Genomic DNA, 20789 nt, shown 5'->3' on the forward strand with positions numbered 1-20789 from the left:
CACCTTATCGCTGCTTGCGGCAGCGGTAAGGGAGGGGAGTAGACTATTCTGGTTGCATGTTTGCCTGCGGATCGTTGGCTGCCCGGATTACCGATTGATAACGCTTTTATATATTGTATAACAGGGACTCAGCTGGACTTGCCGGTATTCAGCCTTTCGAGCGGCCTTCGTATAGCCAAAATACAGTGTTAAATCACAGTATGGCAATGTTATGCCGAAAGGCCACGCACGGAGATGCGCACTCAGGGAGTGATAAACACCCGCGCTGCGCCTAGTTTTTGCGGGCGTTGATAGTGATGGTGTCCTGCATGCCCATCACCCTGAAAAGCGCGACTACCAAATGATTTAGTTCATGAAACTCAATTTGCCGACCCTGCCCCACGAGCGGTAGCAGTGTATTCATTAATTGTCCGGCTGCATTGAAATCGACGCGTATTAAGCGTGAGCAATTGAGGAGCGTCGGATTATGTTCACTGGTGTAGCCCTGAATCTGCAAAAGCAGGTCGTCGACACGCCCTTCGACCAACGCTGGCATCATGAAGTGCTCACGTTCTTTACCCGATTGGCTGCCATCCATGCGGTCGGGTGCTGCCGTGGTCACTTTGGTTGCCGGTGCAAAGAAAGAAGGTGGGGATACCTCGAAAGTAATACAGTAATCGATGCTGACGTCCTCAAAAGCTTGCTCCTGATTTAACAGGTGGAGAATTTCTAACAGCAGTAACCAGGGCGCGGTGGTTTCGTCACGTCGTCCCACGCAGAGAATTGCACGGATACCGTTGGTCAACTCGGTGGTGCCGGCCAGAATAAGCTCAAGCTTGGATTCCTGAAGTTTCTTCAGGGTGCGGAGTAACAGGCCGCAGCCGATCGGATCGACGGATTTGATGCGGGTGAATTCCAGTCTTAACGCCGAATGACTCTGACTGAATTTAAGTGCGCGCTGTAACTGTCGGGTGATATTGGCGTCCAGCTTGCCAGCAAATGAGACGGCTGGCGTCGCGGCAGAATCGCTCATGTCGGTATTCGGGTTAAGCGTCAGTTGCTCATCCCAGGTCGGGGGCGAACTCTCAAATTTATGTACAAAACTGAGCGAAAGGTCATCGAATTGTTGTTGCTTGCCGTTGATGCGATACAGGTCAAGGAGCATCCACCATACCTCTGTAGTGGCGCTCCCAAGATTGTCTTCCTGTATCGCTTGCTCCAGTAATTGCTCTGCGATATCGGATTGGGCATTGGCAAATAATAGTGCCGCCTCCTCAATGACCGCCGGCGTGTCAGAGGTTAACACTTGAATAGTGCTGCCTCGCTGGTCTGGCGCAGATACATCTTTTGTGGGAGTAAGCGCCGTGATGCGGGGATCATTACCTTGGAATGTGGTGCTCCTGCCTGCAGCATCGATGGCCCCGGTGGCGGCAATAGTGCTCGGGTAGACAAATTCCGAAGACATTTCGGATTCGATCGCGTCAATCTTCATTGCAGTTGAGTTGGGCGCAACGTTACCTTGGCGCGTTTGAGTGCCTTCTTCGTTGTGTGCTGAATTACCAGGCTCGGTCAAGGCAGCGCGTTTTGCAATAGCGGTATTGGTGCCAGAAATGGTATCGGTGCTTTTTCGGGCAGTTTTGCCAAAAATTGAGAAAATCCCCACGTGTGTCCTAAACGATGAAATAAAGGCGATGATACAGATCAGCGGATCGTGTTTGCTGACCGATGTTTATAGTGTAGTCGGATATCACGCTATTTACTGCGAGCAAATAAGCAATTTAAGGTTTAAATTTATGCTTCTATTGATTTAACAATGAGAAAGGCCGGCGGAGTTGTTATAAACGTCGCGGTTTGCGCGTTTCATTGTGATGAATGCAACGGTAAGACGCAGCCCGGTGGTGGGAATAAGGAAGACGTGTTTGATGCAATCAGCGGCATAAGCGCTAATGTCAGAGTTTGGAAAAACCTGAGGAAAGTTAAGCCAGTGCAAGCTAGGACAAGGAAATACAACCAAACGTAGCCATTGTTTTGCGGTTGGCGCACTTGAGCTTTATGGCGTGTCGGACTACCGCACGGCGTGTTGGGCCGTGCAGCATAATAAACGCGGCATGTTAATCGGGCTGCAGCAGGCTACTTTAGCCTCTGCGCCACATCCGATACACCGTTGGCTGACAATTTAGTCGCCGTATAGCTTCTGTTTCAATTCACGCCGCTGCTGTGCTTCCAGCGATAGGGTCGCCGTTGGTCGGGCTAGTAAACGCGGAATACCGATAGGCTCTCCGGTTTCTTCACACCAGCCGTACTCACCTGCATCAATCGAAGCAATCGACTGCTGTACTTTTTTAAGCAATTTTCGCTCACGATCGCGTGTGCGCAATTCTAGCGCATGCTCCTCTTCGATAGTTGCGCGATCAGCAGGGTCTGGCACCAGCACGGTTTCGCGCAGGTGCTCAGTCGTTTCGCCAGCGTTCTTCAGCAGATCAACTTCCAGCTGTTTAAGACGCGCTCTGAAAAAGGCAAGTTGTGCCGCATTCATGTAATCCGCTTCGCTCATCGTAGTGAGTTGCGCTTCGGTTAGCATGGGGGCATCGGGGGTGGGGGTGGTTGTTTGGGTAGACACTTCGCTTACTTTCGATACGACGTATTTTTCAATTTTATCCGTAAACTCAGTACGGGAGGGAGCGATATTTGCATTACCCTTTAGTTAATTGTACTGGCTATGGCCGTGGGGAATTCTTTTCTTTGCGTCAATTACCTGGCGGCATCAAATGTCGGGACAAAACTACCAACATGAAAAATCGCTTTTCGTTGTCATCACGATCATTTCTTTACTTGTTGCAGGATTCTACAACAGGATGGCGCGCAAAGCTCTCAGGTCTTTCAATTGCGACCTCTGCTGAGAAAATATTTCCATGCTTCGTCAGCGCACCCGGCAATCTACTGGCATGCATTATTCGCCATTTTGCGTCGGTTGCTTGTTTCCGCCCGCGCAAAACTGCCATAGTTTATACCAGACATTGTTCTAAACCGCGAATAAAAATGTCTTTAGGCAGGTTCTTGCCGATGAAAACCATTTTGCTGGCGGGTTTTTCCCCGTCTTCCCACTTGCCGCCGACATCGCTACCCATAATTTGATGCACCCCTTGAAACACTACTTTCCGGTCGGCACCATCCATGAACAGTATGCCTTTGTAGCGTAACAGACGCGGTCCATAGACTTCAATCAAGCCGTCAAGAAATTCCTCCAGCTTGCTTGCCTCAAACGGGCGCTCGCTTTTGAAAACGAAAGCCGCAATATCATCTGCATGATGCGCGTGATGATGATTGTGGTGATTATGGTGACCGTCCACGCGTCTTTCGTGATTGGTTTCTGCATGTTCCGTTTGATGTGATGGATGGTCGCAATCGCTGCCGCTGTGGGCGTGGTCTGCATGTTCCGCCGCATGGCTTTCTTCGGCAGCCAGAAAATCAGGATCGATCTCCAGCTTGGCGTTCAGATTAAAGCCCTTGATATCCAGGATTTCATCGATAGGCGTATGGACCGGGTCGAGCGGAATGATTGCAGCCCGCGGATTAATGCGGGTCAACCTAGCGCTGAGTAGTGCGACCTCGGCGGGGCTAACCAAGTCTGTTTTAGAGAGTAATAGTTTGTCCGCAAAGCCCACCTGGCGCTGTGCTTCTTCTTGCTGATCCAGTTGCTGCATTGCATGCTTGGCGTCAACTACCGTAACGATTGCGTCCAGCATATAGTGCATGGCGACTTCTTCATCGACGAAGAAAGTCTGTGCGACCGGACCGGGATTGGCCATGCCGGTGGTCTCAATGATGACGTGGTCAAAATGTAGTTCGCCAGCGTCGCGGCGGCGCGCCAGCGAGCTCAGGGCGATGATCAAATCACCGCGTACCGTGCAGCAGATACAGCCGTTGTTCATTTCGATAATTTGTTCGGTGCTGTCCTGAACAAGAATTTCGTTGTCAATATTCTCGGCACCGAATTCGTTCTCAATAATGGCAATTTTGTAGCCATGCGGTTGCTGCAAAATACGATTAAGCAGGGTGGTTTTGCCAGCGCCAAGGAAGCCGGTCAGAATAGTCGCAGGAATGAGTGCCATAGTGATAGAGCGTTGATACGCGGAAGGTTATTAGAAAGGCGGCCTTGTTGCACCGGGTTCGCTTACATATTCGGTCATTGCTCAGGTTTGACGTTTGTTTACGCTCTGCTGCGTGGTGCCGCTTAGTGCGTGCCCCAAGCGGTCCTCAAATTTTCAGGCTTGATAGCGCTTTACCGTGCTTTTGCGCCGCTATTCGGATAGTGCGCGGTTGCTCCCTAATGGGCGCAGTCGGCGCACCAGCCTTTGATCGTTAATTCAATATCGTGGCCTTCAAAGCCTTGGCCGAGTGATTCCTGCAATGCTTGCTGCAAGTGCTGACGCAGCAACGCTGGCGACGCGGTAGCGGTCGCAGAACCTGCGGGGTCCTTAATGACCGGTGCCAACACATCACCCAGAAATCCGGCTTCTCCACTGCCATCCAGACAAAATACCTTACCGCAGCGGGTGCACTTAAAGTGCCCGTGCTGATGTTGCGCGTGCGCACTGGGTTGCAAGGGGTCACTTGAAGCGGACTCTGTATGCTCGGCGCCAGCGCTGTACAGGAACACCCGATCGTCACCCGCGATCTTATGGGCCAGGCCTGCATCGGTCAGACAGTCCAGCGCGCGGTACAGGGTGACGCGGTCCATATCGACGAACAGATCCTGCATGTCCTGATGCGACACCGCACAGCGTGCCTCCAGCAAGGCAGTCAGCACGTTCACCCGCGCACCGGTAATGCGTACTGACGCAAGCCGCAACTGTCCCTCTGCCAATAGCGCCGACTGAGAACGCAGTCCGGCGCGATCAGACGTTTGGGAGGTTTTTGAGGCAAGTTTAGTTTTGATGTCTGGGGTCATTCAAGGACACATTGAAATGTTCATCGATAAAGAGCGATTATGCCCCAATTTGCAATTCAGTTGCATATTTTGCGCGGAACGCGGAAGTCGTTGCTCTTCTGGTAGGGCTGGCATCAAAGGCGATCTTGCCCAGTTTTATCCGATACTTATTGAACCCTTACTTGTTCGGCAGTTTTTTGGCTCTGGGGTGTGCCGCATCGTAGACTTGCGCCAGACGCTGAAAGTCGAGGGAGGTGTACACCTGCGTGGAGGAGATCGACGTATGCCCGAGCATTTCCTGTACCGCACGCAGATCCCCCGATCCCTGCAGTACATGTGAGGCAAACGAATGGCGCAGTACGTGCGGATGAACGTCTGTCGGGATATCCAGCGCGCGCGCATGCGCCTTCAGCCGCAGTTGCACCACGCGGGGGGAGACCCGGGTGCCGCGCTCGGTCAAAAACAGCGCAAAGGCGTTGCCTTGGCTGGCTTGGGTGGGTTCGTCCGCTTTTACCAAAGTATTGCGCAAGCTCAGCCACTCGACGATCGCGTTCAGAGCAGGTTGGCCCACCGGTACCGACCTTCTTCTGTCACCTTTGCCGGTTACAGTCACCTCTCCCGCATCAAAATCAATCCAGCCAGCCGATACATAACCATCTTTTTTGGTGTAGCGAACGTCGATTCCGGCCAGTTCCGATACCCGCAATCCGCTGGAATACAACAACTCAAACATCGCGTGATTACACGCAGCCATCGTCGTCCCATCTTCCTGCAGCGGATTCGGACTTGCTACCAGTCGTATCGCATCGTCTGCTCCTAGCGCTTTAGGGAGAGGTTTGCCGCGCTTGGGCGCTTTGAGGCCGTCGACCGGGTTGCTCGATACCACGACTTTCTCACCCAACCAGTCAAAAAAACCACGCCAGGCAGAAAGTTTGCGCGCAATTGAGCGCGGTCCAAGACCGCGCGAATGGAGTTGCGCGGCAAATTTGCGGATATTGGCGTGGGTGACGCTCGCGAACCCACGCGATGCATCGTTTTGGTTGCTAAGTGCGCGGCAGAACACCGCTAATTCGGCCAGATCGCGCGCATAATTGCTCACCGTAAGCGCCGATAACCTCCGCAGATAGCGCAGACTGTTGAGATACGCGTCAATATCGGTTGATGGCGCGATGTGGTCGGTAGCTTGATCGTTGTTAATCGGCATGGCAGATAACCGGTTAGGTAGGTTAGGCCAGCAAACAGGCGAGGGCAGCGCTGGCGGTACTCCCTATCTTGCTGAGGAAATCGGTCGCCAGATCGGGGCTGAAGCGCAGCGGATCGGGCGAGCAGAGCACCAGTAAGCCGAACGTGCCGGACTGTGGGTCCGCGCGTAGTGGCAGCATAGCGATGGATTGCGTTTCGCTTGGGTGCTCAAGCCACGAGGCCGCCTCAAAATCATTATTGGTACCGCAAAACGGGACGCTTAAGCCATTTGCAAAAAGCTTAGAATCCGCAGATGCGGGCGCTGCAAACCAGGTGTGCGAGAATTCGTCGGCAACATTCCAAAGTCGCATGGTCGCTTGGGGCACCTCGAATATCGCTTGTATGCCAGCGATCAGCGTATGCGGCATATCGACATCGTTACGGGCCAGCAGCAGACTACGCGACCAAATCTGCAACTTGTCACCGATCGCATCGTTTTCCTGCGCGTTTCGCGCCATCTCGGCAAGACGCAGGTCTTGCACTTTGATTTTTTCCCGCAAAATTTCCATTTGGCGCTCTTGTAACGAAATGGCGCGGCCAAGTAATGGGCTGGTTAATCTGATTTTGCCTAATAATTCAGCGTGTTCCTCAAAGAAGTGGGGCGTCTCGGCAAGATATTGCGCGACGGTGTCGGGATCCAGATGGCTGCTCATGATAGGCGTTTATGCTTTGAAAGAAGTGAAAGTGAATGACGGAAAGTATCGCCGTAATCGCAATGGATAACAACCTTGGATTTATGCAAAACCGCCCCTGTGGCGCTGTACTTTCGTGATCGCCTCTGTGGGAACACTAACGGGCCAGCTAACCCGGTCGGTACTTCACCGTGCTTCAATAGGGTTGGCGGCCGCGATGCCGGGACGGTCTTGCGTAAGTCCTTATAGGGCGACCGGAGATCTACAACGCGCCCAATGACGAAAGGCCCACATGAAAAATCATGTGGGCCTTTCGGATGTCTAACTAAGCAGGCATTTCCCCGTTGCCAAGGATCTGTCTAACTTATATTAGAACTTGTGACGGACACCAACTGTAACTGCAGCTTGGTTACCAGTCGAACCAAGTGAATCGCCTAGGATACCTGGGTTGATAGCGTTGCTAGCGTGCAGGTATGAAGCAAATGCATACAAGTCAGTACGCTTCGACAGGAAGTAATCAGTACCCAGATTAACTTGGGTCAATTTACCTTTAGCTGAACCAGCGTCAACAAAATTCAACTTAGTGTATTGAACACTAGCTAATAAATGCAACGGTGCTGTCAATGAATAGTTAGTACCTAATTCAAAGATGTTAGCACGGTTGTTGTTGATGCTGCCGATGCCGAAAGTACCAGTAGGAACTGGGTTAGCAGCAGTAGCGCCTGAAGCAGTTGCCAGATTCTGGGTTACGCGTGACCAGTTACCGTACAAACGGGCAGGACCAGCTTGATAGCTAGCACCCAGACTGAATACTTTCAGTGCTGTAGAGCCTGGATTGCCGGCTGTGAAAATAGTGCCGTTGATCAAGCTTGTGTCTGAAGGGGAACCTGGAGTTGCCCCTGCTGTAGGTGTCGCAGCAGTTGTAACACCTTTTTTCGCTTGGTAGTAAGCAGCATACAGGCCGATAGGACCGTTAGCGTATTGACCGCCCAGACCGAACGACTGACCTGAAGTTGTCGAACCTGCAGTTTCGCCGAAACCGTAGATTGCGCTAGCTGTAAAGCCAGACAAATTTGTTGTGTTGTAACGGATTGAATTTTGGGTACGTACACCTTCCAAACGGTCCAGATTGTGGCCAACATTACCAGTTACGCCACCGAAATCTTGAACCGAAGTCCATTGGCTTACATCATCCAGGATGTCTGTTTGACGACCTACCAGAACTGTACCAAATGCATCGCTGCTCAGACCAACAACCGACTTACGACGGAAAAGGTTTGTCTGGCCTTTATCGCCTTCTAATGCACCAGTATCATTTTTAAAGCCAGTTTCCAATTGGAAAACCGCTTTCAGACCGCCGCCCAGATCTTCAACGCCTTTGAAACCTAGGCGTGAGCCTTGGATAATGCCCGAGTTAACTGCAAACTTGTTGCCAGTTTTGCCAAGTGTAGGATTTGCTACGCGGTTTGTATAAGTGACGCCAGTGTCAACGATACCGTAGATTGTTACTGAGCTTTGAGCTTGTGCTGCACCTGCGATTGCGCCGAGTACGGCCAGTGCGATTAGTGATTTCTTCATTTGACGTCCTTTATTTGGAAAAGCCTGCTTTAAGGATCCGTACATCTGTCGGATGGGAGAACATTAATGGCTCCGGCTGTACAGTCTGGCGGTTTGGTGTTTTGTGATGCTATTAATTTGTCGAAATTGTCAGAGGTAGGTGTTTATGTTGTATTTTTGTGACACAAATCCGGTGCCCTTCGGTGGGATCGATATTCGAACTCTTCTAGGGAGGGGAGGCGCAATTTTCACTGTTTTTGTGGTCCCGATGTTGTATTGATATTGTTTGCGCGGGCAGGAACGGAAAGGCTATACGCCTTCGCTTGATGGGATTGTAAAAGAAGCGCTTATGGTCGCTTTAGCATGTCAGTTGGCGCAAGTAAAAGACAGGAAGGAGTGCGCCGGAGCTTGTGGAGTAAGCATGACTATATAGAAGGCTAAATAATCAACGCCTTAACGGCGAGTGATTAAAGACGGTTGAATTATGAAGGGCTTAGGCTGGGCCGTAAGAAAATAAATTCTAATTAAGGTCCTAAATACTAAATCGTTTCTAAAGGAAGATAGCTTACTTTTAGCAGACAATGTCATCATTTATATGCCGTAAAGAAATATTTCAGTGAATTTGTACAGGTTTTCAGATTAACAATTGAAAAAAAATCAAATTGTTGTATTAAAGCTGCGAACTTTATTGAAAATTAGTATCAAATAAAGGATTCCCCTTTTATCGGGGATAATTTACGCTTTTGCATGTGGGTGTTATGGCTAAACGGGAAGACTTGGCAATTATCCGCGCGGCGCGGGCTGGGCAGGCTTCTGCTCAGCTTGCGTTGGGCCAGCGCTATCTGTTCGGGGGCAACGGATTGCCGCAGAGCTTTCCTACCGCTTTACATTGGCTGGATCGCGCAGCCCAGCAAGGGGAGGCCGCGGCCTGGATTTTAATTGGCACGCACATTCCGCTGGAAGTCGCGCGCAGTGCTACCAACCCTCGGGATATATGCGCCTGGTACGAGCGAGCATTTGATGCCGGTGTTATACGGGCGGGTTTGATTTTGGCGCAGCTGGTTTTGGACAGCAGCCTTTCTTTCAATGACAGCGCTGCGCTCAATATGTTTGCGGCCAGCGCGCTGCGTGCGCTGGAAGTAGCCGCTCATGCAGGGATTCCCGATGCGCAGTGGCTATTGGCGCAGCACGCGGCTCGCGCGGATCGAATTACCGCAAAAGTCGCCAGCCAAAACAATGAAAATATCACTATTGCTGCCGCGATTGACGCCGCGCAGGCGGGCAGGGTCGACCGATCCGCTCGACATAGTGAAAACCCTGGTGAAATAGTTAGCACAGCGATTTCGAACAACGTTGCCACGCTGGCCTGGACCGCGAGGGCGGCCGACGCTGGCATTATGCAAGCCCAGCATTCGCTGGCAAAGAGGGCATGGGAAAAAGGAGAATGGACGGCGTTTTTAGAGCGCGGCTTGCCGTTGGCGCGCGCAGTGGCACAACAGTTTGGCGGAGAGTTAGCGCAATTGCATGCCCCATCCGAATCTTTAGCGCGGCGTTTGGGTGAGGCCAATTTATTGCTGTTGCATCGGAGCGCCCGGGCGCTGATGACGTTGGGGAATTTTGATGCCAGCGAGGTACAGCAATTTTTAGAGTTGGCAGCTTCTGCCGACGATAAATGCGCGCAGCTGGATCTCGGGCTTTGGTACGCTCGAATGGATAGCGATGGTGAGCGCATTGTTGTGGGTGCGGGATCGGCCAATTACAAGAAGGCGATTCGTTGGCTCACCCATGCGGGAGAAAGGGGTTTGGCCGAGGCATGGTATGCGTTGTCGCGCATTTACCTGAAGTCCGAATTCTCTCAGCGTAATCTGGCTGACATGCAGCGCCATCTGGAGCATGCCGCCGAAATGGGACACCGGGCGGCGCAACTGGAACGCGGCGTTAGCGCCTGGCGCAATCGGCGCGAAAAATTAACCAATGATGTGCAGGCAGTCTACTGGCTACAAAAAGCTGCCACCCAAGGCTGTGCCGAGGCGCAAACTTTGCTAGCAAAAATCGCGGATCGGGCGCACCCAATGGCTTGGGCACTGAGCGCCAAACAGCAGTTAACCCGGGAGTTAGTCGCCAGTCATCCGTTTTTGGTGGCGCGCATTGAGTTAGCCCTATTGTTTGGATTGAGTCGGCCCGAGGCTTTACTGCTGGACTTGAATCAGGCTGATAGTGGTCACTGTTTGGTGGTGGATATTCGCGCATCGTATGCCCGTAGCAAGCGGCGACTGATACTGATCGAAACTGGTGACGAACGTCAGGCGCTGAACAGGATCGCGCGATTGTTTGAAGATGTTGACTGCGGTTCGGACGGGCCAGAAGGTAATTACCGACAGCGTCTGTACCGCTTCAAGACCGCGTTGCCCGGGCTGGAATTGACCGATGTCAGCACGGAGGACGGGGAAAGATTGGCGGAGAGCGTAAGCTAAAAGTTGTCGTCTGAAGCAATGCACGCCTCCGCTCATTTAAAAAGTGCGGCTAGTCAGTGGCAGTCTCAATCTCCGTTTTAATCTAAACTTCATCTAAATCTAAATCTAAATCTAAATTTCAATTTCACCCTCAAACACGGTCACCGCTGGTCCGGTCATTTTGACTGACTGGCCGATGCCTTCCCATGATATCGATAGTTCGCCTCCGCGAGTCAGGACTTTAACCGGAGAGTCCAGCAAGCCGCGTTGTATACCTGCGACGGCAGCGGCGCAGGCACCGGTGCCACAGGCTAGCGTTTCGCCGGCGCCGCGTTCGTAAACGCGCAGCTTGATTTGATGCCGCTCGACGATCTGCATGAAGCCCGCGTTGACGCGTTTGGGGAAGCGCGGGTGATGCTCAATCACCGGACCGTCGGCCAGGACGGGCGCTGCATCGGTATCGGCCACCACTTGGACAGCGTGCGGATTGCCCATGGAGACCACCGAAAACAGAACGGTCTTGCCATGGATATCCACCGGCCATAGCGTATCCATTCCTTGCTGTTTTGGCTGCAGGTTGCTGGCATCGAATGGCACTCTGGGAGGGTCGAGAACCGGTGCGCCCATGTCAACGGTAATAGATCCATCGTCCTCCAGCGCTGGTTCAATCACGCCGCACATGGTCTCGACTTTGATTGTGCGTTTTTGAGTAAGGCCTTTTTCGGTGACGAATTTAACGAATGCGCGGGCACCGTTACCGCATTGCTCCACTTCGCCGCCGTCGGCGTTATAAATACGATAGCGAAAATCGACTCCGGCGATGCGTGGTTTTTCGACGACCAGAATTTGATCGGCGCCGATGCCAAAGCGTCGGTCGCCCAGCGCCCGCCACTGGGAGGGCGTGAAATCAATGTCTTGATTGATCGCATCAATGACAATGAAATCGTTACCCGCGCCGTGCATTTTTGTAAATTTTAGTTTCATAAGGTAATTATAGAGCCGTAAGATAAAAATGCGGGGCGCGAGTTTCGGGCTTTAATCGCCCTAACCGTAATACCTTATTTTACGTCTGGTTCGTTTCATCCAATTTGCGTAGCGATGTTCTGGTATCGTCAATTAACCACTTAATAGGGGCCGGGTGCGCCTTCTGGTCGGGTTTTAAAGCGTTTGTGCGCCCAAAAGTACTCCGCAGGTGCTTCGAGCACTCGGGCTTCGATAAATGCATTCATGCGGCGCGTGGCTTTTGTTAGGTCGTCACCGGGATAATTATCCCAAGCGGGATAAAAGGTCACCTTCCAGCCTTTATATCCGGGCAAATACGTGGCGATCATTGGTACCACGCTGGCCTTGGTAGCCGCAGCTATTCTGGCGGGTGCCGTTAAGGTCGCCGCAGGAATCCCAAAAAACGGTACAAATTCCGCGTCTTTAGTCCCGAAATCCATATCCGGCAACATAATAAACGGGAGACCTTCACGCATGGCACGAATGATCGGTTTAACGCCTTGTTCTCGTGTAAATAATTTTACAGGGCGAAAGCGCGACCGGCCTTTAAGCAGTGCGGCGTCTACCACCGCGTCCTGCTGGCGCGAATAAATAGTGCAAATCGACAGGGACGAATTGAGTACCAGCGCAATACCCGGTATTTCCAAACAGACGAAATGCGGACATAGCAGGATCGTAGGCCCGGCTTTTAAGGTTTCTAGCGGCAAATCGGACTCAATTTTGATTAGTCTTCTGAGGCGCGCTTCAGACGCCCACCATAAGACGCTGCGTTCTAATGCGCTGCGAGAATAGGCCTGAAAATGGCGGCGCGCCAGTGCAATGCGCTCCTGTTCCGGCATGTCGGGAAAGCACAATTGAAGATTAATCAGCGTAATGTGACGCCGCGGTTTCATGATGATGAATAACAGCGATCCCAGCGCTTCGCCCAGCGGGCCAAGTACCCATAGCGGTAGCCAATGGGTCAGCCAGAGCAAGAAAATCAGCACTTTCATGCGTGGTCCTGACTGGTCGGTGCGGCATCGCGTGGTGCACTGACGCCCGGCGGTGTTTTGTAGCGGTTGTAGCTCCAGATATATTGTGACGGACAACGTGCTATAAGTTTTTCCATCGCGGTGTTAATGGCGTACGCTTGTTGCTCGGGCGTGTCGCCCAATTCTTCCTCAAACGGGACAAAGCGAATCACAAAGCCGCGCCCCCAAGGCAGGCGCTCCGCATACGAAAGAATAATCGGCGCACCGCTCATCTGATGCAACTTGGCCGACAAGGTCATGGTATAAGCCGGTTTGCCAAAAAATTTTGCCCACACGCCTTCGCCGTTTTGCGGCACCTGATCGGGCAGCAAGCCAATGGCTTGTCCTTTTTTGAGGGCTTTTAGCAATGCGCGCACGCCAGTCAGGTTGGCGGGAGCCAGATGTAAATTGGGGCGTGCACGCGCTCCTTCAATCAACGGCTTTAACGCTGCTTTGCGGGGCGGACGGTAGAGAGCCGTGAGAGAGGTTTTGGCCGCAATCGCTTGGGCAATGATCTCAAAACATCCAAGATGCGGCGTGAGGAAGATGACGCCGGTTTTGGCGTCAAGCGCGCATTGTGCTAATTCCCAGTTCTCAATGCGGGCGGTGCGCAGCACTTTCTCAGGTGCCGCGCACCAGACAAAGGGCAACTCGAACATACTTTTGCCGGACTCACGGATCGCCTGCGACAGGTAGCGATGATAACCGGCACGGTCTAAGTTGGCTTTTAGCTTACGTCGATAGGACGGCGATAAAAGATAGACGATCCAGCCGACCGTAGCCCCAATTGCATGCAATAAAAATAAGGGCAGCAACGATAAAAGTGCGAAGAGTTTAACAAGCATTGGGAGGCGGAAAAGGGCGTTTTGCCGAAAAGGGGTAAAAGGCGTAAAATAACACAATGTTGAATCGGCAACGCTGCATGAACAACAATGCAAGCGGTAATTTGCGTAATGCCATGATAGCAAGAAAGACTCCTGTCGTTGGTTTAACGAGTTTAAGTACGGAGTTTAAATATCAAGCTTAATTATCAAGCTTAATTATCAAGCTTAATACCGAGCTTAATACCGAGCTTAAATGTCTAGCTTGAATATCCGGCACTTGATACACATATACAACTATGGAAGTCGATCGTCGGTCACGCGATGATCTGAAATCAGCTAAACTGCACCAGAGTCAGGTTTCACAAAATACATCCGCCGAGTTAATAGACAACTTGCGAAGCGGTATATAAATTTCGCTAAAGCGTCGCAGGCTCTACAGTAGGACTGCGGCACGGTCACCACTGTAATTATTTTTTCGCCGGAGCCTGTATGACACATGAATATCTCTTCACCTCTGAATCCGTTTCTGAGGGCCATCCCGACAAAGTCGCGGATCAAATTTCCGATGCTATTCTTGACGCCATTCTGGCACAAGATCCTGCTGCACGCGTCGCCGCTGAAACGCTGGTGAATACAGGCTTGGTGGTATTGGCCGGTGAAGTAACTACCTTCGCAAACGTCGATTACATCAATGTCGCCCGTGAGACCATCAAACGCATTGGTTACGATAACGCAGATTACGGAATAGATTACAAAAGCTGTGCGGTCCTGGTCGCCTACGACAAGCAGTCGCCAGATATCGCCCAAGGGGTGGATGAGGGTAAGGGACTGGATCTGGATCAAGGTGCTGGCGATCAAGGCTTGATGTTTGGCTACGCTTGCGATGAGACCCCGGAACTGATGCCCGCAGCCATCTACTATGCCCATCGCATCGTTGAGCGCCAATCCCAATTGCGCAGAGACGGGCGTTTGCCGTGGTTGCGTCCCGATGCCAAGTCGCAAGTCACGCTGAAATACGTAGACGGTGTGCCAGTTGCCATCGATACCATCGTATTGTCCACGCAGCATGCGCCGGATATGCAGCATAAGGCAATCGAGGAAGCTGCTATCGAAGAGATCATCAAGCCAGTGGTGCCTACGGAATGGCTAAAAAACACGCGTTACCTGATTAATCCTACCGGACGTTTTGTCATCGGTGGACCGCAAGGCGATTGCGGTTTGACCGGTCGCAAAATTATTGTCGATACGTATGGAGGCGCAGCCCCACATGGCGGTGGTGCTTTCTCCGGTAAAGATCCGTCGAAAGTAGATCGTTCCGCTGCATACGCCGGTCGTTACGTCGCTAAGAATATTGTCGCTGCCGGTTTGGCGACGCGTTGCCAGATTCAGGTTTCCTATGCCATCGGCATCGCTAAGCCTACTTCGGTGATGGTGACGACATTTGGCACTGGCAAGATCAGCGATGAAAAGCTGGCGCAACTCGTGCTGGAGCATTTTGATTTGCGGCCGAAGGGCATCGTACAGATGCTTGATCTGTTACGTCCAATCTATGAAAAAACCGCGGCATACGGCCATTTTGGTCGTGAAGAGCCGGACTTCAGTTGGGAGCGGACCGATAGAGCTGCCGTATTGAAAGCCGCGTTGTAAGTTGCGCCGACACGCCGTTGCGGGATGGCAATAACCGCCGGGCAAGACGATGGGGATTTTTTGCCGTCGCTATTGGTAGGGGCTATTGTTATGGATATGTTGTGTATAGGTAAATAATAAGTTGGGAGCTTAGCTTCCAATTATTTTAGATCAGCAGAATCGCCCCGCGCCATAATGTTTGGTATTGGTAAGGTCCTTGCCGCGCCCGTGACTTGCCGTCCGGCGACGTTCATCCATGGGTTTGGCAATTCATCATTAAAAAACTGGGATTAATTAGGATGTAAGTTGGTGCTCATAGAGCCGCAACGGGTAGTCAGGAGTTTGGGCGCGCCTTTTATTTTACTCAACGGTCGCCCTGAAAAGGTGCAATTGCTATTAAAATGGTGCTTTGCTGACTTCTAACGATTAGTTACCTTGCGTTGCTTTCTGAAGTCCAGATTAGGCCGTATTTTTTCAGTGCACTTCCGCCGTAAATCATCCCACCGTAAATCATTTTTATCGTGCTTGTCGAATTTATTGGGCGTTACGCTATCATGGCTTCCACAGAACCACCCGCCACTCAAACGCCCGTTCCGCTGAAGTCAGCTCCAAGACATCGTCCCGTCACTAATACTGTTTCTCAATTTCGTATCGCCAGCTGGATCATCGCGATTGTGGTGTTGGTGCTGGTTCTGACCTTGCATTTGTTGACCGCTTTGTTGGCAGGATTGCTGGTCTATCAATTAGTGCGGTCATTGACGCCATTTATTGAACGCCGCCTGGCAAGTGAGCGTTCACATTTGATCGCGGTGGTATTGCTGTCTACCGTTATTATTGGCGTACTGACCGGCATCATCCTTGGGCTGGTCGCCTTTTTTCATGGGGGGCCGGATCGCATGCTGGTAATTCAGACCAAGTTAATGCAAGTGGTTGACCAGGCGCGGACCCAGATGCCAGCGTATCTGCAAGGATACTTGCCGGATGATATTGCCAGTACGCGCGAAATGGTGGCCGATTGGATCGAGTCCCACAGCGGAGAACTTAAGCTTGCGGGCAAAGAGGCGATACAGGTCTTTATCCATATTTTGGTCGGCATGGTCCTTGGCGCGATGGTCGCATTAAATGCTGAGCATCCAATGCCGGTTTTACAGCCTTTAGGCGCAGAGTTGCTAGAGCGGGCGCGTTTGCTGGCAGATGCTTTTCGACGTGTGGTCTTCGCCCAGATCAAAATATCGCTGCTAAATACGACGATGACGGCAATTTTTTTGCTGGTGATTTTGCGCCTTGCAGACGTGCACTTGCCGTTGACCAAAACGTTAATAGTGGTTACTTTTTTGGCGGGTTTGCTGCCGGTTATTGGTAACTTAATTTCAAATTCCTTAATCGTGATCGTCACGCTGTCGGTATCCTTGTACGTAGCGCTGGCAGCATTGATATTCCTGATCGTCATTCATAAGCTTGAGTATTTTTTGAACGCCCGCATTGTGGGTTCGCAAATTAATGCACGCAGTTGGGAATTGTTGCTGATGATGGTACTGGCGGAAGCGGCGTTTGGACTGCCGGGCCTGGTGGCGGCCCCGATTTACTATGCTTATATTAAGAGTGAATTGTATGAAATGGGTTGGGTTTGAAGGTTAATCCAAGGGGTTGCGTTAGTAACTAAGTGGCAACATAAGTGGCAATACAAAAGCAAGAGGCCCGCTAGCAATGGCAATCCTGCGTAATTCACATTGCAAGAAACGTGTGCCCACTCTTATCGATTTTTGCAATTCAATTCGCAAAGCGATGAAAGCAAAGCCAAATTGATTTAGAATACGATCTTCGTGCCAAGGAGCGTTGCGACAGACACAGTAGAATTTGAAACTGTTCTCTGCCAGGCTTGGTATCGTCTTTACATGCAACCGCGCTCACGTTACTTTTTTTCTAACGAAAGGAGGGCGTGATGAACGCCGTTGTAATGAAATCCATCCCTACTACTCTTGCTTCCTCAGATTACGTTGTTGCCGATATCAGTTTGTCTGGTTGGGGTGATAAAGAAATCCGTATAGCCGAGACTGAAATGCCTGGTCTGATCGCCATTCGTCAAGAATTCGCGGCGGCGCAACCGCTGAAAGGCGCACGCATCACCGGTTCGATTCACATGACGATCCAAACTGCGGTGCTGATTCAGACTCTGGAAGCGCTGGGTGCTCAAGTACGTTGGGCGTCCTGCAATATTTACTCCACGCAAGATCACGCTGCTGCTGCAATCGCTGCCGCCGGCACGCCAGTATTTGCCTTTAAGGGCGAATCGCTGGATGAGTACTGGGAATTCACCCATCGCATCTTTGAATGGCCGGGTGAAGAGCAAGCCAACATGATTCTGGATGATGGTGGCGATGCTACGTTGCTGCTGCATCTGGGCACGCGGGCAGAAAAAGACGCTTCAGTCCTGAATAATCCGACTTCTGAAGAAGAGATTTGCCTGTACAACGCTATCAAAAACAAGCTGGCAACGTCACCAGACTGGTATTCCACGCGTTTGGTACAAATCAAGGGCGTTACCGAAGAAACCACAACAGGCGTGCATCGTTTGTATCAGATGCATAAAGAGGGCAAATTGGCTTTCCCTGCAATCAATGTGAACGATTCGGTGACCAAGTCTAAATTTGATAATTTGTACGGTTGCCGTGAGTCGCTGGTTGACGGGATCAAACGGGCAACAGACGTTATGATTGCCGGAAAAGTCGCCGTTATCGCCGGTTATGGTGATGTAGGTAAAGGTTCTGCACAAGCCATGCGTGCGTTGTCGGCACAGGTTTGGGTAACGGAAGTCGATCCGATTTGCGCGTTGCAGGCGGCGATGGAAGGTTATCGCGTTGTAACCATGGATTATGCGGCGGAACATGGCGATATTTTTGTTACCTGTACCGGCAACTATCACGTCATCACGCATGACCACATGGCGAAGATGAAAGACCAGGCGATTGTGTGCAACATCGGCCATTTCGACAATGAAATCGAAGTCGCTGCGTTGAAGCAATACACTTGGGAAAACATCAAGCCGCAAGTCGATCACATTATCTTTCCAGACGGCAAGCGCATCATTTTGCTGGCCGAAGGTCGTTTGGTCAATCTTGGTTGCGGCACCGGTCATCCGTCGTATGTGATGAGCTCATCGTTTGCAAATCAAACCATCGCGCAAATCGAATTGTTCGCCAACACCAAAGCTTATCCAGTCGGTGTTTATACCCTGCCGAAGCACCTGGACGAGAAGGTCGCTCGCTTGCAACTAAAAAAACTCAACGCACAACTCAGCGTGCTGACAGAAGAGCAGGCGGCGTATATCGGCGTGAAACAAACCGGCCCTTACAAGCCGGAACAGTATCGTTATTAATACAGGCGATTGTTTAGCTACTATTGTTGCAACAGCGGTCGCTACGTAGATCACCTCTCGTAAAATTCTGGCAAGTCGTTGATCCTGCGTAGTTGAGCGTAGCGAAAATGGTTGAGGTACGGGTAATTGCACTAGTCACCTCAACCTGTTTTCGACGAAGATAGAGCGGTCTAGGTCTCGCTGAGGTTTATTAAAGTAAAGTCGCACCTATTAAGGCGCAAATATTCAGCTTCAGTACGTATCGCGCGCAAATAGGAGAAACATATGCGTTTATTGGTTACCTGGTTAATTAACGCGCTGGCATTACTGGCGGTTCCGTATTTATTGCATTCGGTTTCGGTGGATAGTTTCAGCGCAGCATTGATTGCCGCGTTGATCCTCGGTTTTGTGAATACGCTCATTCGTCCAATTTTGTTAGTGTTGACGTTGCCTGCAACGGTGTTGACGCTGGGTTTGTTCATTTTTATTATTAATGGCCTCATGTTTTGGGTCGTCGCGCAACTGGTGGGTGGTTTTCACGTTGCCAGCTTTTGGTCGGCGGTCGGCGGTGCCATCTTGTACAGTATCGTTTCGTGGGCGCTCTCCACGTTGTTATTGAGAAAAAATTAAATGTCTTCTGCTAACTTCAGCATTGAATTTTTCCCTCCTAAAACGCCGGATGGCGCGGAAAAATTACGTGTCACGCGTGCCAAACTAGCCGAGTTGCATCCAAAATATTTTTCAGTCACGTTTGGCGCTGGCGGATCAACCCAAAAGGGTACGCTGGACACCGTACTGGAAATTCGTGGTGAAGGCCATGAGGCCGCGCCACATTTGTCCTGCCTCGGAAGCTCGCCTGAGTCATTGCGCGCTATTCTCGCGCAATATAAAGCAAACGGCATCAAGCGTCTGGTCGCCTTGCGCGGCGATGCGCCAAGCGGTTATGGCGGCGTGGGTTTGATGTCCGGTGAATTTCGTTATGCGAACGAGCTGGTTGAATTTATTCGCGCCGAGACCGGTGACTGGTTTCATATTGAAGTCGCGGCTTATCCAGAAATGCATCCGCAGGCAAAATCGCCGCAAGACGATGTAAAGCGTTTTGCAGACAAGGTAAAAGCGGGTGCGAATGGTGCTATTACTCAGTATTTTTATAATGCGGATGCTTATTTTGAGTTCGTTGAGCAAGCGCATAAGCTTGGTGCGACGGTACCCGTGGTTGCCGGCATCATGCCGATCACCAATTACTCCCAGTTAATGCGTTTTTCGGATATGTGCGGCACCGAGATACCGCGCTGGGTGCGACTCAAGCTAGCGGCTTATGGCGATGATGCCGACTCAATCCGTGCGTTCGGTCTGGATGTAGTGACGCACTTGTGCGAGCGCTTACTCGCAGGCGGTGCGCCGGGTATCCATTTTTATACGCTCAACAATGCAGCTGCTACGACAGCAATTCTGCAACGCCTGAAATAGTAGTGGGTTGGCATTGAAGTGAAGACGGCAAGCCTGGTGTGGAGTACTTGAAAACTCTCGATACCCTGCTTGCCGGTTGCGTATTTGTCCGTACTTACAGAGTGCCGGTTTCCGTAAATATCCGGTCCAGTGCAATATCATGTACAGCGCCTTCAAATTGCGCTAGCCCACAGGAATAAGCAACGCCGACGGTGGCAGGGCGCGGCGTTGTAGCCAAAGTGCGGTCATAGAAGCCGCCGCCGTAACCCATCCGTATCCGCTGAGGATTAAAGCCGACGCAGGGGATGAGCAAAGCGTGTGGACTGACGGCCTCACCATGAGCGGGTATCCCGACGCCGAAACTGTCTTTTATCATCACATCGCCGGGCGTCCAAAGCACGAACTGCAACGCGGCATCCTTTGCTACGACGACTGGCAATGCCAACCGTACACCTCGCGCAACCAGCTCTGCATAAGCAGCACGCACATCCGGTTCGTCGCGGATAGGCCAGTACACACCTAGAACGAGATCGACATTGGTTTCAAGCAATATTGTTGCCCATTTAGTGATATTGTCGCCCAGAGTCGCATCGAAGCGCTTGCGATCTTCGATTGGGATCCTCTGTCGCAACGTCAGAAGCTGGCTGCGCACCAATCCCTTATCCGACCGATCCTGGGGGGTGGAATCAGGGGCGTCGCATGCTATGCTTTGGTTAGTCATCGGTACTCG

The 20789-nt window shown here is 51.5% G+C and carries 17 protein-coding genes and 1 riboswitch; of the genes, 6 read left to right on the plus strand and 11 right to left on the minus strand.

Annotated elements, in window-relative coordinates:
- Positions 1 to 271: 271 nt before the first annotated feature.
- The 7 genes from HAV38_RS14075 to HAV38_RS14105 all read right to left on the minus strand — a co-directional run bounded on the left by HAV38_RS14075 (position 272) and on the right by HAV38_RS14105 (position 8361).
- On the minus strand, positions 272 to 1642 hold the full coding sequence (locus tag HAV38_RS14075; protein WP_168056029.1) for an STAS domain-containing protein: 1371 nt from the start codon (positions 1640 to 1642) through the stop codon (positions 272 to 274).
- 513 nt (positions 1643 to 2155) lie between these two features.
- A complete protein-coding gene (dksA, locus tag HAV38_RS14080; RefSeq protein ID WP_168056071.1) occupies positions 2156 to 2560 on the minus strand; it encodes an RNA polymerase-binding protein DksA in 405 nt (134 codons plus the stop codon).
- Positions 2561 to 2984: 424 nt separating this feature from the next.
- On the minus strand, positions 2985 to 4091 hold the full coding sequence (locus HAV38_RS14085) for a CobW family GTP-binding protein (RefSeq protein ID WP_168056030.1): 1107 nt from the start codon (positions 4089 to 4091) through the stop codon (positions 2985 to 2987).
- Positions 4092 to 4306: 215 nt separating this feature from the next.
- Complete coding sequence (locus HAV38_RS14090; RefSeq protein ID WP_168056031.1) at positions 4307 to 4930, minus strand: Fur family transcriptional regulator; 624 nt, start codon at positions 4928 to 4930, stop codon at positions 4307 to 4309.
- Positions 4931 to 5087: 157 nt separating this feature from the next.
- The gene (locus HAV38_RS14095) at positions 5088 to 6113 is read right to left on the minus strand and encodes a tyrosine recombinase XerC (RefSeq protein ID WP_168056032.1); all 1026 of its coding nucleotides are present in this window, start codon (positions 6111 to 6113) and stop codon (positions 5088 to 5090) included.
- Between the two features lie 22 nt (positions 6114 to 6135).
- Complete coding sequence (locus HAV38_RS14100; RefSeq protein ID WP_168056033.1) at positions 6136 to 6804, minus strand: DUF484 family protein; 669 nt, start codon at positions 6802 to 6804, stop codon at positions 6136 to 6138.
- 348 nt (positions 6805 to 7152) lie between these two features.
- Positions 7153 to 8361: a porin gene (locus tag HAV38_RS14105; protein WP_168056034.1), complete on the minus strand. Its 1209-nt coding sequence runs from the start codon at positions 8359 to 8361 to the stop codon at positions 7153 to 7155.
- 737 nt (positions 8362 to 9098) lie between these two features.
- Between HAV38_RS14105 and HAV38_RS14110 the strand changes: the two genes are divergently transcribed.
- The gene (locus HAV38_RS14110; protein WP_168056035.1) at positions 9099 to 10814 is read left to right on the plus strand and encodes a tetratricopeptide repeat protein; all 1716 of its coding nucleotides are present in this window, start codon (positions 9099 to 9101) and stop codon (positions 10812 to 10814) included.
- A 111-nt stretch (positions 10815 to 10925) separates the two neighbouring features.
- Here HAV38_RS14110 and dapF read toward each other — a convergent pair whose 3' ends face one another.
- The 3 genes from dapF to HAV38_RS14125 all read right to left on the minus strand — a co-directional run bounded on the left by dapF (position 10926) and on the right by HAV38_RS14125 (position 13650).
- Positions 10926 to 11777: a diaminopimelate epimerase gene (dapF, locus tag HAV38_RS14115; RefSeq protein WP_168056036.1), complete on the minus strand. Its 852-nt coding sequence runs from the start codon at positions 11775 to 11777 to the stop codon at positions 10926 to 10928.
- A gap of 140 nt (positions 11778 to 11917) precedes the next feature.
- Positions 11918 to 12787, minus strand: a complete 870-nt coding sequence (locus HAV38_RS14120) for an LpxL/LpxP family acyltransferase (RefSeq protein WP_168056037.1) — start codon at positions 12785 to 12787, stop codon at positions 11918 to 11920.
- Positions 12784 to 13650 carry a lysophospholipid acyltransferase family protein gene (locus HAV38_RS14125; protein WP_168056038.1) on the minus strand — a complete coding sequence of 289 codons (867 nt, stop codon included), beginning with the start codon at positions 13648 to 13650 and terminating at the stop codon, positions 12784 to 12786. Before HAV38_RS14125 ends, HAV38_RS14120 begins: the two co-directional genes overlap by 4 nt.
- Positions 13651 to 14118: 468 nt before the next feature.
- Here HAV38_RS14125 and metK point away from each other — a divergent pair, with 468 nt between their 5' ends.
- The 5 genes from metK to metF all read left to right on the plus strand — a co-directional run bounded on the left by metK (position 14119) and on the right by metF (position 20080).
- Positions 14119 to 15276, plus strand: a complete 1158-nt coding sequence (metK, locus tag HAV38_RS14130) for a methionine adenosyltransferase (RefSeq protein WP_168056039.1) — start codon at positions 14119 to 14121, stop codon at positions 15274 to 15276.
- 533 nt (positions 15277 to 15809) lie between these two features.
- Complete coding sequence (locus HAV38_RS14135) at positions 15810 to 16886, plus strand: AI-2E family transporter (RefSeq protein WP_245182374.1); 1077 nt, start codon at positions 15810 to 15812, stop codon at positions 16884 to 16886.
- A 191-nt stretch (positions 16887 to 17077) separates the two neighbouring features.
- A riboswitch (S-adenosyl-L-homocysteine riboswitch) is annotated at positions 17078 to 17171 on the plus strand.
- 26 nt (positions 17172 to 17197) lie between these two features.
- The gene (ahcY, locus tag HAV38_RS14140; RefSeq protein WP_375791702.1) at positions 17198 to 18631 is read left to right on the plus strand and encodes an adenosylhomocysteinase; all 1434 of its coding nucleotides are present in this window, start codon (positions 17198 to 17200) and stop codon (positions 18629 to 18631) included.
- 264 nt (positions 18632 to 18895) lie between these two features.
- Positions 18896 to 19240, plus strand: coding sequence for a phage holin family protein (locus HAV38_RS14145; RefSeq protein WP_168056040.1), 345 nt, complete (start codon positions 18896 to 18898; stop codon positions 19238 to 19240).
- The gene (gene metF / locus HAV38_RS14150; protein WP_168056041.1) at positions 19241 to 20080 is read left to right on the plus strand and encodes a methylenetetrahydrofolate reductase [NAD(P)H]; all 840 of its coding nucleotides are present in this window, start codon (positions 19241 to 19243) and stop codon (positions 20078 to 20080) included.
- A gap of 94 nt (positions 20081 to 20174) precedes the next feature.
- Here metF and HAV38_RS14155 read toward each other — a convergent pair whose 3' ends face one another.
- Positions 20175 to 20780 carry a 5-formyltetrahydrofolate cyclo-ligase gene (locus HAV38_RS14155; RefSeq protein WP_168056042.1) on the minus strand — a complete coding sequence of 202 codons (606 nt, stop codon included), beginning with the start codon at positions 20778 to 20780 and terminating at the stop codon, positions 20175 to 20177.
- Between the last annotated feature and the right edge of the window lie 9 nt (positions 20781 to 20789).

Origin of the sequence: Glaciimonas immobilis, from assembly GCF_011947285.1 — a bacterium.
In the GTDB taxonomy this organism is placed as follows: domain Bacteria; phylum Pseudomonadota; class Gammaproteobacteria; order Burkholderiales; family Burkholderiaceae_D; genus Glaciimonas; species Glaciimonas immobilis.

What these genes read in the sequence shown, in the direction of transcription:
- HAV38_RS14120 (WP_168056037.1), bottom strand. Translation starts at nt 12,787, where the DNA reads ATGAAAGTGCTGATTTTCTTGCTCTGGCTGACCCATTGGCTACCGCTA.
- HAV38_RS14100 (WP_168056033.1), bottom strand. Translation starts at nt 6,804, where the DNA reads ATGAGCAGCCATCTGGATCCCGACACCGTCGCGCAATATCTTGCCGAG.
- HAV38_RS14110 (WP_168056035.1), top strand. Translation starts at nt 9,099, where the DNA reads ATGGCTAAACGGGAAGACTTGGCAATTATCCGCGCGGCGCGGGCTGGG.
- metF (WP_168056041.1), top strand. Translation starts at nt 19,241, where the DNA reads ATGTCTTCTGCTAACTTCAGCATTGAATTTTTCCCTCCTAAAACGCCG.
- dksA (WP_168056071.1), bottom strand. Translation starts at nt 2,560, where the DNA reads ATGCTAACCGAAGCGCAACTCACTACGATGAGCGAAGCGGATTACATG.
- ahcY (WP_375791702.1), top strand. Translation starts at nt 17,198, where the DNA reads ATGAACGCCGTTGTAATGAAATCCATCCCTACTACTCTTGCTTCCTCA.
- HAV38_RS14090 (WP_168056031.1), bottom strand. Translation starts at nt 4,930, where the DNA reads ATGACCCCAGACATCAAAACTAAACTTGCCTCAAAAACCTCCCAAACG.
- HAV38_RS14105 (WP_168056034.1), bottom strand. Translation starts at nt 8,361, where the DNA reads ATGAAGAAATCACTAATCGCACTGGCCGTACTCGGCGCAATCGCAGGT.
- HAV38_RS14095 (WP_168056032.1), bottom strand. Translation starts at nt 6,113, where the DNA reads ATGCCGATTAACAACGATCAAGCTACCGACCACATCGCGCCATCAACC.
- dapF (WP_168056036.1), bottom strand. Translation starts at nt 11,777, where the DNA reads ATGAAACTAAAATTTACAAAAATGCACGGCGCGGGTAACGATTTCATT.
- HAV38_RS14125 (WP_168056038.1), bottom strand. Translation starts at nt 13,650, where the DNA reads ATGCTTGTTAAACTCTTCGCACTTTTATCGTTGCTGCCCTTATTTTTA.
- HAV38_RS14135 (WP_245182374.1), top strand. Translation starts at nt 15,810, where the DNA reads ATGGCTTCCACAGAACCACCCGCCACTCAAACGCCCGTTCCGCTGAAG.
- metK (WP_168056039.1), top strand. Translation starts at nt 14,119, where the DNA reads ATGACACATGAATATCTCTTCACCTCTGAATCCGTTTCTGAGGGCCAT.
- HAV38_RS14145 (WP_168056040.1), top strand. Translation starts at nt 18,896, where the DNA reads ATGCGTTTATTGGTTACCTGGTTAATTAACGCGCTGGCATTACTGGCG.
- HAV38_RS14085 (WP_168056030.1), bottom strand. Translation starts at nt 4,091, where the DNA reads ATGGCACTCATTCCTGCGACTATTCTGACCGGCTTCCTTGGCGCTGGC.
- HAV38_RS14155 (WP_168056042.1), bottom strand. Translation starts at nt 20,780, where the DNA reads ATGACTAACCAAAGCATAGCATGCGACGCCCCTGATTCCACCCCCCAG.